At 35.2% G+C, this 12,936-nt stretch carries 11 protein-coding genes and 1 pseudogene; 4 read left to right on the top strand and 8 right to left on the bottom strand.

Translation table 11 applies throughout. The features are described 5' to 3' along the window. Positions 1-94: 94 nt before the first annotated feature. The 3 genes from EZJ43_RS13590 to EZJ43_RS13600 form a co-directional block, all read right to left on the bottom strand. Entirely contained in the window at positions 95-865 is a 771-nt protein-coding gene (locus tag EZJ43_RS13590) for a succinate dehydrogenase/fumarate reductase iron-sulfur subunit (protein WP_133263267.1), read from the bottom strand. Between the two features lie 91 nt (positions 866-956). Then, on the bottom strand, positions 957-2,936 hold the full coding sequence (locus EZJ43_RS13595; RefSeq protein WP_133263268.1) for a fumarate reductase/succinate dehydrogenase flavoprotein subunit: 1,980 nt from the start codon (positions 2,934-2,936) through the stop codon (positions 957-959). A 17-nt stretch (positions 2,937-2,953) separates the two neighbouring features. After that, positions 2,954-3,634: a succinate dehydrogenase cytochrome b subunit gene (locus EZJ43_RS13600; protein ID WP_133263269.1), complete on the bottom strand. Its 681-nt coding sequence runs from the start codon at positions 3,632-3,634 to the stop codon at positions 2,954-2,956. 1,609 nt (positions 3,635-5,243) lie between these two features. Between EZJ43_RS13600 and EZJ43_RS13605 the strand changes: the two genes are divergently transcribed. Continuing rightward, positions 5,244-5,651, top strand: a complete 408-nt coding sequence (locus EZJ43_RS13605; RefSeq protein ID WP_133263349.1) for a GxxExxY protein — start codon at positions 5,244-5,246, stop codon at positions 5,649-5,651. Positions 5,652-5,731: 80 nt separating this feature from the next. On the opposite strand, the gene EZJ43_RS13610 is transcribed toward EZJ43_RS13605, so the two are convergent. Both EZJ43_RS13610 and EZJ43_RS13615 read right to left on the bottom strand, forming a co-directional pair. After that, positions 5,732-5,923, bottom strand: a complete 192-nt coding sequence (locus tag EZJ43_RS13610; RefSeq protein ID WP_133263270.1) for a cold-shock protein — start codon at positions 5,921-5,923, stop codon at positions 5,732-5,734. Positions 5,924-6,108: 185 nt separating this feature from the next. Next, positions 6,109-7,650 (bottom strand): trypsin-like peptidase domain-containing protein, encoded by a 1,542-nt coding sequence (locus EZJ43_RS13615; protein ID WP_207924629.1) that lies wholly within the window; start codon positions 7,648-7,650, stop codon positions 6,109-6,111. A gap of 235 nt (positions 7,651-7,885) precedes the next feature. Here EZJ43_RS13615 and dapF point away from each other — a divergent pair, with 235 nt between their 5' ends. Then, a complete protein-coding gene (dapF, locus tag EZJ43_RS13620) occupies positions 7,886-8,674 on the top strand; it encodes a diaminopimelate epimerase (RefSeq protein ID WP_133263272.1) in 789 nt (262 codons plus the stop codon). Positions 8,675-9,263: 589 nt separating this feature from the next. Here dapF and EZJ43_RS17380 read toward each other — a convergent pair. Together EZJ43_RS17380 and EZJ43_RS13630 are read right to left on the bottom strand one after the other, a co-directional pair. Further along, on the bottom strand, positions 9,264-9,821 hold the full coding sequence (locus EZJ43_RS17380; protein ID WP_207924630.1) for a hypothetical protein: 558 nt from the start codon (positions 9,819-9,821) through the stop codon (positions 9,264-9,266). An 84-nt stretch (positions 9,822-9,905) separates the two neighbouring features. Continuing rightward, on the bottom strand, positions 9,906-10,409 hold the full coding sequence (locus tag EZJ43_RS13630) for a very short patch repair endonuclease (protein WP_133263273.1): 504 nt from the start codon (positions 10,407-10,409) through the stop codon (positions 9,906-9,908). 169 nt (positions 10,410-10,578) lie between these two features. On the opposite strand from EZJ43_RS13630, the pseudogene EZJ43_RS13635 reads away from it, so the two are divergent. Continuing rightward, positions 10,579-10,923 (top strand): annotated as a pseudogene (locus EZJ43_RS13635) (NUDIX domain-containing protein); the annotation flags it as partial. Between the two features lie 74 nt (positions 10,924-10,997). Next, entirely contained in the window at positions 10,998-11,765 is a 768-nt protein-coding gene (locus EZJ43_RS13640) for a hypothetical protein (protein ID WP_133263274.1), read from the top strand. 61 nt (positions 11,766-11,826) lie between these two features. Here the strand turns inward: EZJ43_RS13640 and dcm are convergent, their stop codons facing one another. Beyond that, positions 11,827-12,804 (bottom strand): DNA (cytosine-5-)-methyltransferase, encoded by a 978-nt coding sequence (gene dcm, locus EZJ43_RS13645; RefSeq protein ID WP_133263275.1) that lies wholly within the window; start codon positions 12,802-12,804, stop codon positions 11,827-11,829. Positions 12,805-12,936 lie beyond the last annotated feature (132 nt).

A 12,936-nucleotide genomic window follows, 5' to 3' on the forward strand; every position in this document is an offset into this window, starting at 1 on the left:
AGCTTAATATTCATCCTATGACTAAATAAAAAAGCCCCCAAATATTTGGAGGCTCAAGAATCCGATTTTAAAAACCGGACGCACAGTATATTTTTTACATTGTTTCTTCTGAAACGAATTTTGCTGAAGCATAATCGCGGTTCATGCGGGCAATGTTTTCTAAAGATATTCCTTTAGGACATTCTGCTTCGCAAGCACCAGTATTGGTACAGTTTCCAAAACCTTCGGCGTCCATTTGGGCAACCATACTTTGTACACGACGATAACGCTCTGGCTGGCCTTGCGGTAACAATGCCAATTGAGAAATTTTAGCCGATACAAATAACATTGCCGAAGCATTTTTACAAGTAGCCACACAAGCACCGCAACCAATACAAGCTGCTGCCTCGAAAGCTGCATCTGCATTTAATTTTGGTATTGGCAAATTGTTTGCATCCTGAGCATTACCCGTGTTTACCGAAATAAAACCACCGGCAGCAATCACTCTGTCAAATGCCGAACGATCTACAGTTAAATCTTTAACAACAGGAAAAGCAGCAGCTCTCCATGGTTCTACAACAATAGTATCGCCATCTTTAAAAGAACGCATGTGTAACTGGCAAGTAGTTACTAAATCTTTTGGTCCATGCGGTCGGCCGTTTATAAACATCGAACACATACCGCAAATGCCTTCGCGACAATCATGATCAAAAACTACAGGTTCATCACCTTTATTGATCAAATCTTCGTTTAAAACATCGAACATCTCCAAGAAAGACATATCTGGAGAAATACCGGCTATTTTATAATCCACCAAAGCACCTTTGGCTTTGTTATCTTTTTGACGCCAAACTTTTAGCGTTAAGTTCATATTTCCTGTACTCATTGTATCTCAGATTTGAGATATGAGATTTGAGACATTAGATTGGAGGCTTGCGACTAGTGCTTTCTCATATCTCATATCTCACATCTAATATCTATTTATAACTTCTTTGTGCTACTTTAATATTTTCGTAATTCAAAGCTTCTTTATGCAACTCAAAATTTACGCCCTCTTTAAATTCCCAAGCTGCAACATATTGGTAGTTTGCATCATCACGTAATGCTTCACCTTCTGGTGTTTGGTATTCTTCTCGGAAGTGACCACCACAACTTTCGTTACGGTCTAATGCATCAATACACATTAACTCACCAAGTTCGATAAAATCGGCCACGCGACCTGCTTTTTCTAATTCCGTATTTAATTCAGTAGTTGTGCCTGGTACGCGAACATTTGCCCAAAAATCAGCTCTTAAAGCTCTAATATCTCTAATTGCTTCATTTAAACCTTCAGCGTTACGTGCCATGCCACATTTTTCCCACATAATGTGGCCTAAACGTTTGTGAAAATGATCTACCGATTTTGTGCCCTTAACATCAATTAATTTATTTAAAATTCCAACGGCTCTTTCTTCAGCTTCTGCAAACGCAGGATGATCTGTTGGAATCGCTTTTACTGAAATTTCTTTCGATAAATAAGCACCAATTGTGTATGGAAGAACGAAATAACCATCGGCTAAGCCCTGCATTAAAGCAGATGCACCTAAACGGTTGGCGCCATGATCAGAAAAGTTAGCTTCACCCGTGCAATATAATCCTTGCACGTTGGTCATTAAGTTATAATCAACCCACAAACCGCCCATGGTATAATGTACCGCCGGATAGATGCGCATTGGCGTTTCGTACGGGTTTTCACCAGTAATTTGCGCGTACATATCAAAAAGGTTTCCGTATTTAGCTTTAATTACTTCTAAACCTAAACGTAAACAAGTGGCTTCATCAGGGTGATGATTACCCGCTTTCGAAGCTTCTATTTTTCCGTAACGGATGGCATTGGCTTTGAAATCTAAATAAACGGCTAGTTTAGAAGATCCTACACCATAACCTGCATCGCAACGCTCTTTAGCAGCACGAGAAGCCACATCACGTGGCACCAAGTTACCAAAAGCAGGGTAACGGCGTTCTAAATAATAATCTCTTTCCTCTTCAGGAATATCTTGAGGTCTGCGCTCATCACCTTTCTTCATTGGCACCCAAATTCTTCCATCGTTACGTAACGACTCAGACATTAAGGTTAATTTAGATTGATGATCGCCAGAAACTGGAATACAAGTCGGGTGAATTTGAGTGTAGCAAGGATTTGCAAAATAAGCACCAGATTTGTGTGCTTTCCAAGCTGCGGTTACATTACTGCCCATTGCGTTAGTAGAAAGGTAAAATACGTTTCCATATCCGCCGGTTCCTAAAACTACAGCATGACCGAAATGACGCTCTATTTCGCCAGTGATTAAGTTACGTGCAATAATACCACGCGCTTTGCCGTCGATTTTAACAATCTCCAACATTTCGTGGCGGGTGTACATTTCTACTTTACCCATTCCAATTTGGCGTTCTAAAGCAGAATAGGCGCCTAATAAAAGTTGCTGACCAGTTTGTCCGGCTGCGTAGAAAGTACGTTGTACTTGTACACCACCAAAAGAACGGTTATCTAACAAACCGCCATATTCGCGTGCTAAAGGAACACCTTGAGCAACACATTGATCGATAATATTTGCACTTACCTCAGCCAAGCGATAAACGTTTGCTTCGCGAGATCTATAATCGCCACCTTTTACAGTATCGTAGAAAAGGCGATAAGTACTATCACCATCATTTTGATAATTTTTTGCTGCATTAATACCACCTTGTGCTGCAATTGAGTGCGCTCTACGTGGAGAATCTTGGAAACAAAAACATTTTACTTTGTAACCCATTTCGGCTAAAGTTGCGGCCGCCGAAGCACCTGCTAAACCCGAGCCTACAACAATAACTTCTAAAGTTCTCTTGTTTGATGGATTAACCAAAGGCACAGAAGACTTAAATTTTGTCCATTTGTTGGTTAATTCACCTTCTGGAATATTCGAATTAATATCTGACATATCTTTTGTGCTAAAAATTATTGAATTAAACCAAAGTGAAATGCGATTGGCATTGCAGCGAATAAAATAGAAATGATAATTGAATACCAAATACCCGCTCCTTTGATTATACCATTATATTTTGAATGATTCCATCCCAATGTTTGGAAAGCAGACGCAAACCCATGGAGTAAGTGATAACATAATGAAATTATCCCTAAAAGATAAATGCCAACCCTAACTGGATCTTGAAATTTCTCTCTCATAACTGCATATAAATCTTCGTGTCCTTGTGCATCAGTGGATGGAATGCCCGTGAAACGAGATACTACCCAAAAATCTTTAAGGTGAACCACTAAAAATATTAATAGTAAAGTACCCAATAAGCCCATGGAGCGGCTATACCATTTACTATTTGCGTTACCATCTGTTACGGTGTAACTTATCGGTCTAGCTTTTCTGTTTTGCAATGTTAATCTTAATGCTTGGAAAATATGCGCAAGCAAACCAATAAACAAAACAATTTCGCCAGCTCTAATAAGCCAATTGGAGGCCATAAAATGGGCGCCGACGTTAAAAGTCAATCCACCGTCGTTAAAAAAGATTAACGCATTAATGCCACAGTGTACAATTAAAAAAAGTATCAGGAACAAACCTGTAATACCCATAATGAATTTTTTTCCTATTGAAGAGGAAAAAGCATTTCCGAAACCACTCATTTGATTAGGATTTATATCTAAATTTCTTACAAAAGTATCTAATTATGAGTTATAATTTACAAAGCTTTATGACAAAAGGGGGGTTAATATTTTATTTAGAAACATTCTAAGTGATTGAAGTCATTTTTTTGGTTTTAAAACAAACATTAAGGCATTAAGGAACATTAAGTTTTGTTGAGGATTTCTTAATTGCCTTAACTTCTCAATGGTTCAAAACTTTAAATATTCTGCGTTGAACAAACATCAAGGCATTAAGGAAGATTAAGTTTTGTTGAGGATTTCTTAATTGCCTTAACTTCTCAATGGTTCAAAACTTTAAATATTCTGCGTTGAACAAACATCAAGGCATTAAGGAAGATTAAGTTTTGTTGAGGATTTCTTAATTTTCTTAACTTCTTAATGGTTCAAAACTTCAAATATTCTGCGTTGAACAAACATTAAGGCATTAAGGAACATTAAGTTTTGTTGAGGATTTCTTAATTTTCTTAACTTCTTAATGGTTCAAAACTTCAAATATTCTGCGTTGAACAAACATTAAGGCATTAAGGAACATTAAGTTTTGTTGAGGATTTCTTAATTGCCTTAACTTCTCAATGGTTCAAAACTTTAAATATTCTGCGTTGAACAAACATCAAGGCATTAAGGAAGATTAAGTTTTGTTGAGGATTTCTTAATTGCCTTAACTTCTTAATGGTTCAAAACTTTAAATATTCTGCGTTGAACAAACATTAAGGCATTAAGGAACATTAAGTTTTGTTGAGGATTTCTTAATTTTCTTAACTTCTTAATGGTTCAAAACTTTAAATATTCTGCGTTGAACAAACATTAAGGCATTAAGGAAGATTAAGTTTTGTTGAGGATTTCTTAATTTTCTTAACTTCTCAATGGTTCAAAATTTTAAATATTCTGCGTTAAACAAACATTAAGGCATTAAGGAACATTAAGTTTTGTTGAGGATTTCTTAATTTTCTTAACTTCTCAATGGTTCAAAATTTTAAATATTCTGCGTTGAACAAACATTAAGGCATTAAGGAACATTAAGTTTTGTTGAGGATTTCTTCATTTTCTTAACTTCTCAATGGTTCAAAACTTCAAATATTCTGCGTTGAACAAACATCAAGGCATTAAGGAAGATTAAGTTTTGTTGAGGATTTCTTAATTTTCTTAACTTCTTAATGGTTCAAAATTTTAAATATTCTGTGTTGGACAATCATTAAGGCATTAAGGAAGATTAAGTTTTTTTGTGGATTTCTTAATTGCCTTAACTTCTTAATGGTTCAAAACTTCAAATATTCTGCGTTAAACAAACATTAAGGCATTAAGAAACATTAAGTTTTGTTGTCAAGTTCTTAATTGTTCAAAACTTCAAATATTCTGCGTTGAACAAACATTAAGGCATTAAGGAAGATTAAGTTTTTTTGTGGATTTCTTAATTTTCTTAACTTCTTAATGGTTCAAAATTTTAAATATTCTGCGTTGAACAAACATTAAGGCATTATGAATATTATTTTGGAGTACACAATCAACTTAATTTTCATAGCTTTAGCATAGTAAATCTTGCTCACATCCCGATTGATAATTTATTAATACTTTAATTTAAAAATTTGTGATGACGAAAAAAGAAATAACTCAATTGTCTTATGAGATAGTTGGATTGGCAATTAAGGTTCATAAGGAAATTGGTCCCGGTTTGCTCGAAAGTGTTTACGAACAATGTCTCAAATACGAACTCGAAAAAAATGGATATAGGGTTTCTCAACAGTTTATCGTGCCTGTTGTTTACGATGAGTTAATATTTGATACTAATTTGAGAGTAGATCTAATGGTAGATGACTGTATAATATTAGAACTCAAAACGGTAGAAACAATCCTGCCTATTCACAAAGCACAACTCTTAACCTATATGAAATTACTGGAGAAACCTCAAGGATTATTGATAAATTTCTTTACGGATAACATTTCTAAAGGGTTAAAGCCTTTTATAAATGATTATTTTAGAATATTGCCGGATGAATAATTAACTAACGTAAAAGTGAGACACAAAAAAAAGTCCTGATTTTCATCAGGACTTTTTACGATCTATGTGTTTTAGTTTTCTTAAGCTACTTTAACATTTACCGCGTTTAAGCCTTTTCTACCTTCTTCTACATCGTAGCTAACTGAATCGTTCTCACGAATGTTATCGATTAGGCCTGAAGCATGAACAAAAATTTCGGCATCGCCATTTGCTGGTGTAATAAATCCGAAACCTTTAGTTTCATTAAAAAATTTTACTGTTCCTTGTTGCATTGTATTATAATTTTATTTCTACAAAGGTAATGCTAATTCCCTATAAATCAATTTTTTATTTTTTATTTTTTAATTATTTTTTTTCAGGCAATAAGAAATAGTCAATTTCCGCAAATATTTCAATCCTCAAAGGCCATAAAAAAAGCCCTTTGCAATGGCAAAGGGCTTGATTTTATGCTGAAATTTTATTTATCAGGGAAGTTGTAATTAAAAGTCCCCCCCCCGTCTAAACCAGAAATACTAATCATATTATTTCTCGTTTGAGGTAAAGCTTTCTCCACATCAGCTACGCTACTTACACTAATTCCGTTAACTTTTGTAATAATTAAACCTTTCGGAATGCCGTAATTATCGAATGCTTTGCCTTCTGTTATGCCTGTTACTACAACTCCATTACTCAAGCCATATTTAGATTTCTGTGCCGGAGTTACTGGGGCGATGGTAGCACCTAATTTTTCGATGGTTGCTCCTTTAGTCGTATTGTTTGCTACAATGCCAACGCTCGCTTCACCTTTTAGCGTAACCGAATAATCTTTAAGTTCTCCATTACGTAAAATAGTTAGTTTAACCTTATCACCTGGGTTTAACCTGCCAATTTTTTCTTGTAAATCTGGCGAATCATAAATGGTTACACCGTCAACTTTTTTAATTACATCGCCTGCTTTTAAACCTGCAGCAGCGGCACCGCCACCTGCAACAACATCGTTTACATATAAACCAGTTATTTCTGTAGTTTTAATTTCTTTCGAGTTATCTGCGCTTAACGGCACAAAACTCACCCCAATATATCCTCGTTTAACTGAGCCATATTTCATAATATCATCAACTACTTTTCTTGCTAAATTAATTGGAATAGCAAATCCATAACCTTGATTGTAACCACTCTGAGAAGCAATTGCAGAGTTAATGCCGATTAATTCTCCATTAGCATTTACAAGTGCACCTCCACTGTTGCCAGGATTAATAGCTGCATCAGTCTGTATAAAGGCCTCTATACTTGTATTGGCAGCTTGTTTTGGTCTTTTTCCCGTGCGTTGGTATTCTTGGTATTCTTCTTCTGTAATTTGATCACCTTGTTGCTCTCGGCCAATAATACCGATGCTTCTCGCCTTTGCGCTCACAATACCAGCCGTTACAGTTGTTTGTAAATCTAACGGGAAACCGATAGCCAACACCCATTCGCCTACTTGTACTTGATCTGAATTACCCATTTTTACAACCGGTAAACCCGTAGCGTTAACTTTTATTAAGGCCAAATCTGTATTTGGGTCGCGACCTACAACTGTAGCCTGAACTTTGCGCCTATCTGTTAAAACTACTTCAACTTTCTCCGCATTTTCTACTACGTGATTATTGGTAATGATATAGCCATCGGCACTAATAATTACGCCCGAACCAGATGCTGCTCTCGGGGCACTCGGCATGCTTCTACCGCCACCGCCAAAAAAATCTCTAAATATATCCATTTGAGAATTATTATCACCTCTGCTAGGTGCAGCGTAGGTTGTTTTTATGTGCACAACACCAGGAGATACCGCTGCTGCTGCTTGTACAAAATTCACTTCGCCCGTTGAGGATACTTTTAATGGGTTATTGGCAAAATAAAGCTGTTGCTTCTCTGAAATAGTTGAACCTGTTTGATTGTTTTCGAAGATTTTGTAACCTCCAATTGCGGCTGCGCCTCCAATAAGTGCTGCCAAAAATGTAATTCCTAGTATCTTTTTCATTTGCTTAATATGGTTTTAAGTGAAGGATTTATTGCAATGCTACCTTTTTAAACAGAACGCTTAATAATTTTCGACTGCTTAAAATTTATTACGCTAATACACTCAAATTTAATACCATATAAACGATATTTGTGTATTGATATGCGAGATTCGATGTTAAAATATGTTAAATTGAAGTAACATTAGCTTTATGCCGTTTCACCGTCCAAATATTAAACTTAAAAATGAACATTTCATGAAAATTAATTTTTTTAAATATCAAGGTGCAGGTAACGACTTTATTTTGATAGATCATACCAAAGATGGATTAAATACTGTTGATAATAAGCTGATTGCGAATTTGTGCGATCGTAGATTTGGTATTGGTGCAGATGGTTTAATGTATATAACTTCACATAATAAATTTGATTTTGAAATGCATTATTTTAATGCAGATGGTAAATTAGGCAGCATGTGTGGCAACGGCGGAAGATGTATTGTGGCTTTTGCAAAACATTTAAGAATAATAGATAAGGAAACTAACTTTTTGGCAGTTGATGGGCCACATTTTGCCAGAATTTCTGAAAATGGAGAATGGGTAGATTTGCAAATGATTAATGTGGATGATGTGAAGCTAGATAATGATGCCTTCGTTTTAAATACTGGTTCGCCTCATTATGTAGCATTTAAAGATAACTTAAAAAACTTTGATGTGTTTGCCGAAGGAAAAAAGATAAGGTATAACGAAACATATAGTAAAGAAGGTATAAATGTAAACTTTGTAGAAGAGCAACGAGATCACCTTTTCGTTCGAACTTACGAACGTGGGGTGGAAGATGAAACTTATGCCTGTGGAACAGGTGTTACCGCAGTTGCCATGGCGGTTGCTAAGCATAAAAAACAAAGCGGACATGTAAAAACCGATATTAAAGTATTGGGCGGAGATCTAAAAATTGAGTTTGATTACAATGACGAGAAATTTTCGAACGTATTTCTTTGCGGTCCAGCTAAATTAGTATTTGAAGGCGAATTTAACGTTCGGTAATGGATGTAAAAAAAGAACGGGGATAAATCATACCGACCTATCCCCGTAATCTAAATTAACGCTCTCGGTTATATAAACGATATATTTTTGGATTATTGTATTAAGCTGAAAAAAAATATATTTTATTATTGGATTTGAAACTGCCGTGATGCGTTTGATGAATTAAACGCCGCTTTTTATTAAAAATCAGTTTTATTAAACTTCAATTTTCCGTATGTTTCTGTGGCAGAAATTATTTCCTTAAAAAAGGAACGGGGATAAATCATACCGACCTATCCCCGCAATCTAAATTAACGCTCTCGATTATATAAACGATATATTTTTGGATTATTGTATTAAACGGAAAAAAAATATATTTTTTGTTGGATTTGAAACTGCCGTTATGCATTTGGTAAATTAAATGCAGCTTTTTATTAAAAAATCGGTTTTATTAAACTTCAATACTCCCTGTGTTCCCGTTTCCGTGGCAGAAATTATTTCCTTAAAAAAGGAACGGGGATAAATCATACCGACCTATCCCCGTAATCTAAATTAACGCTCTCGTATATTTAAACGCTGTAAACCAGAAATATTATATCAACAGTAGAAATTATTTTTTAACAGCAGTTTTTCTTACAGTTTTTGGTTTATCTTCAATTGCTTCTTCTTTCTTTTTAGGAACGGCCTTAGCTTTAACAGGTTTGTCAACCGTGGCATCTGTTGCTTCTACCTTCTTTTTAGCAGGGGCTTTAACTTTTTTAGGTTCCGCAACAACATCATCTGTTTTCTCAGTTTTTTTTGCGGTTACTTTTTTAGTCTTAACTGCTTCGGCAGGTGCGTCCGTTGCTTTCTTCGCAGTCGTTTTTGGTTTTTTTACTTCAACTACTTCAACCGGAATTAGCTCTGGCTTAGGCTCAGGTTTAATTTCTTGTACTTGTTGTAAATAGTTTGACAAAACTTGCTTTAAATAAATTTCTGGTTTCGGCATATTAATAATTGCACCAGGTAATTTATCTTGAGATTGTTTAATATAAGCAGATTTAATCTTTCCCCAATCTTTAGAGTAGAGTTTTATAAACATTTCTACAAACTGCTCTTGAGTATATTTTTTTGACAGTCTGCCAAGCACTGCCTGAATTTTTTCTTCTTTTCTATGTAATACGGCCATTCTAAATTTTATTTTTACAAAGATAGTTGAAATTTACCATTTTAATTTTTTTTGAAATTTTGAGGTAAAAAATCTGTAGGTTATCTATTCTATGGTAGGGATTTTATTTTCTTTGCAAGCCTCTACGTATAATAGAATTTGGTTTACACACGTACTTAAATTGTGTTTTACCTCATGTTCCCAAAAACGCATTACCGTATAACCCATTTTAATTAAACTGGCATTCGCGTGTCGGTCTTTTTGCATATTGCGTTCAATTTTCGGAATCCAAAATAATGCATTGCTTTTTATAGCATCGCGTTTCTGCGCCCAATTGTAGCCATGCCAAAAATCTCCATCCACAAAAATGGCTAGCCGGTATTTGTTAATCACCAAATCAGGGCATCCCGGTAGGTTCTTTTTATGTATTCTATATCTAATATTTTTTGCCCATAATGCTTTTCGTAACAGCAACTCCGGAATACTATTTTTCCCTTTAATTTTTCCCATGTTGGCGCTACGCTGCTTAGTGGTGTAAAAGCCAGCGCTTTCCTCAAATCGAGGCACTTTAATTATCTCTTCATCAATATAATATGGTTTGTGTGCCATAAATAGTATAACTTCAATAAAATAAAATTGTTTAATAACCGGTAAATATTATCTATTAATGAAACAAAGCGCTGGAATTTTATTGTACCGATTGAAAAACGAAGTGCCAGAGTTTTTTCTGGTGCATCCGGGTGGGCCGTTTTTTACATAAAAAAATGAAGGTTGGTGGACAGTTCCTAAAGGCGAACTTATGGATAATGAAGATCCTTTAACGGCTGCGAAAAGAGAATTTAAAGAAGAAACGGGTTACGAAGTTTCTGGAGAATTTACTGCCTTAATGCCTATTAAGCAAAAAGGTGGAAAAATAGTTTTGTGTTGGGCTGTTGAGGGCGATTTTGATCAAAACGAAGTTAAAAGTAATACTTTTGAAATTGAATGGCCACCAAAATCGGGTCAGCGTAAATCTTTCCCCGAAATAGATAGAGCAGGTTGGTTTGCTTTTGAAGAAGCACAGCAGTTAATTAATGAAGCGCAACGATCTTTTTTAATTGAAACATTGAAATTCTTAACTTAGATTATAGGTGTATTTTTTCATTTCAAAACCGATATGAATGCAGCCTATTTGTGCTAAGATTTAAAAACACAATTATGTTTAATAAGCTTCAATTTATTCACCCGAACATATTTAACATTACTAAGCGCAAAGAATTTGTAGCGGATTTAAGTTTGAACGGATATGTCGATCATGCTTTTGAGTTTGCTTTTAACATGACTTTTGGTGCCGAGGGGCATCATCGAGATCATCGTACCGGAGGACAACACCAACGGCAAAAAGCAGAACTTTTTATTAATGCTTTTCAGGGCAAACTAGCAGAATTTGGTGTTTATAGAAAATTGACTGACAATAAAATTGATGTTAATAAACCCGATTTGCGAATAATGGGTGCCGGTTTGTGGGATGATTTTGATTTTATCTGCGGAAGCAAAAAGATAAGTGTAAAATCTGCAGCGCACTTTTCTAATTTAATGCTGTTGGAGCAAAAAGACTGGAGTAAGAACGGTGCTTACATTCCTAATTTGGAGGGCGGAAATTCGCAGTACGATTATTTTATTTTTTGTAGAATAAAGCCTGATGGAAAGCAAATGCTTCGTGACCATAAAGATATTTTCCTAAAGGATGAAGTTGATAAAATTGAGCTTAAGCGATTAATCATAAATGGCCAAAGTTGGTTAATAGATATCGCGGGTTTTATTGCGCACGAAGATCTAGTTTCAATCATTAACGGAGAATTTATTTTACCACAAAAAGCTTTGCTTAACGGTAAAACAGAAATGGATGCAGCCAATTATTACGTACAAAGTGGCGATCTACATCCTCTCTCCGATTTGGTGACCGAATTAAAAAGTTCAATCTGAGTTTAAATTTTACATCCCGCTTTGCGGATTACAGGTTAAACCTGAACCCAATCAATATAAACTAATCTTTAACGCCAATCTGTAATAGCGCATTTTTAATATTCTCGGCAATGCGTTTAATTACTGGCACCGTTACCGAATTACCTGCTTGTTTGTACAATTGGGCCTGAGATATATCTGGCAAAACAAAGGCTTCGGGGAAACCCTGAAAACTAAAACACTCTTGTGGCATCAATTTTCTAATGCCACTTTTAGTTAAAATTAAAGGCACATTATGTCCGCCTGTGCCCATATTTGCCGTTAAGGTAGGGCAAACATTTTGTTTATTTTCTCTAACATAATGCCTGCGCCATTGGTAAACAGTTTCGGTTGAGGTTATGTGTTGCGCCAATTCGTTATAAATAGCTTTATCCTTCCCATAGTAATAACGCGGTGCAACTTCAATATCCTCAATTAAATCTTCAATTTTAACATTAAGTTTTATGGGTTCAGGAAATTTGAAGTATTGGCCGTAAATATCTATATGGTTTTCATCTTTTAAAAAAGCTACAATATAAATACGTTCTCTGTTTTGTGGGATGTTACCAAAAGCTTTAGAATTTAAAACCGATGTAAAAACGGAATAATTCATTGCCTCTAAAGTTTCTATAATTACTTTAAAGGTGTTTCCTTTATCGTGCGACATTAAGTTTTTTACATTCTCCAAAAGCATTGCTTTAGGTTTTAAAACCTTTGCGTATTGAATTATCCTAAAAAAATGATTGCCTCTTTTATCTTCAAATCCTTTTCTGTAACCTGCAATAGAAAATGGCTGACAAGGGAAACCTCCCGTTAGAATATCGATAGGGGAGAGTTTATTTGGTTCAAGTTCGAAAATATCATTTTCATATAATGTATGGTTAAAATTATTCCGGTAGGTAACACATGCAAATTTATCAATTTCATTGGCCCACGCTAACTCCATTCCTGCATTGATAAAACCTTGGCATACACCGCCAACACCTGCATATAAACTGCCAACTTTAAATTTTTTACTCATATTTTATTGAAGAATTTACCCTTATTTATTGTTATTCGCAACAAACAAAGGGCTATAAAGATACTAATATCACGGCCATATATTTTTGGATGTTGGAGGGTTTTTGTTTAGCGAATGTTTTTACAAGGATAA

This window comes from Pedobacter changchengzhani (genome assembly GCF_004354365.1).
GTDB lineage: Bacteria > Bacteroidota > Bacteroidia > Sphingobacteriales > Sphingobacteriaceae > Pedobacter > Pedobacter changchengzhani.

What these genes read in the sequence shown, in the direction of transcription:
- EZJ43_RS17380 (WP_207924630.1), bottom strand. Translation starts at nt 9,821, where the DNA reads ATGGCCGTATTACATAGAAAAGAAGAAAAAATTCAGGCAGTGCTTGGC.
- dapF (WP_133263272.1), top strand. Translation starts at nt 7,886, where the DNA reads ATGAAAATTAATTTTTTTAAATATCAAGGTGCAGGTAACGACTTTATT.
- EZJ43_RS13605 (WP_133263349.1), top strand. Translation starts at nt 5,244, where the DNA reads ATGACGAAAAAAGAAATAACTCAATTGTCTTATGAGATAGTTGGATTG.
- EZJ43_RS13615 (WP_207924629.1), bottom strand. Translation starts at nt 7,650, where the DNA reads ATGAAAAAGATACTAGGAATTACATTTTTGGCAGCACTTATTGGAGGC.
- EZJ43_RS13630 (WP_133263273.1), bottom strand. Translation starts at nt 10,409, where the DNA reads ATGGCACACAAACCATATTATATTGATGAAGAGATAATTAAAGTGCCT.
- EZJ43_RS13595 (WP_133263268.1), bottom strand. Translation starts at nt 2,936, where the DNA reads ATGTCAGATATTAATTCGAATATTCCAGAAGGTGAATTAACCAACAAA.
- EZJ43_RS13600 (WP_133263269.1), bottom strand. Translation starts at nt 3,634, where the DNA reads ATGAGTGGTTTCGGAAATGCTTTTTCCTCTTCAATAGGAAAAAAATTC.
- dcm (WP_133263275.1), bottom strand. Translation starts at nt 12,804, where the DNA reads ATGAGTAAAAAATTTAAAGTTGGCAGTTTATATGCAGGTGTTGGCGGT.
- EZJ43_RS13610 (WP_133263270.1), bottom strand. Translation starts at nt 5,923, where the DNA reads ATGCAACAAGGAACAGTAAAATTTTTTAATGAAACTAAAGGTTTCGGA.
- EZJ43_RS13640 (WP_133263274.1), top strand. Translation starts at nt 10,998, where the DNA reads ATGTTTAATAAGCTTCAATTTATTCACCCGAACATATTTAACATTACT.
- EZJ43_RS13590 (WP_133263267.1), bottom strand. Translation starts at nt 865, where the DNA reads ATGAGTACAGGAAATATGAACTTAACGCTAAAAGTTTGGCGTCAAAAA.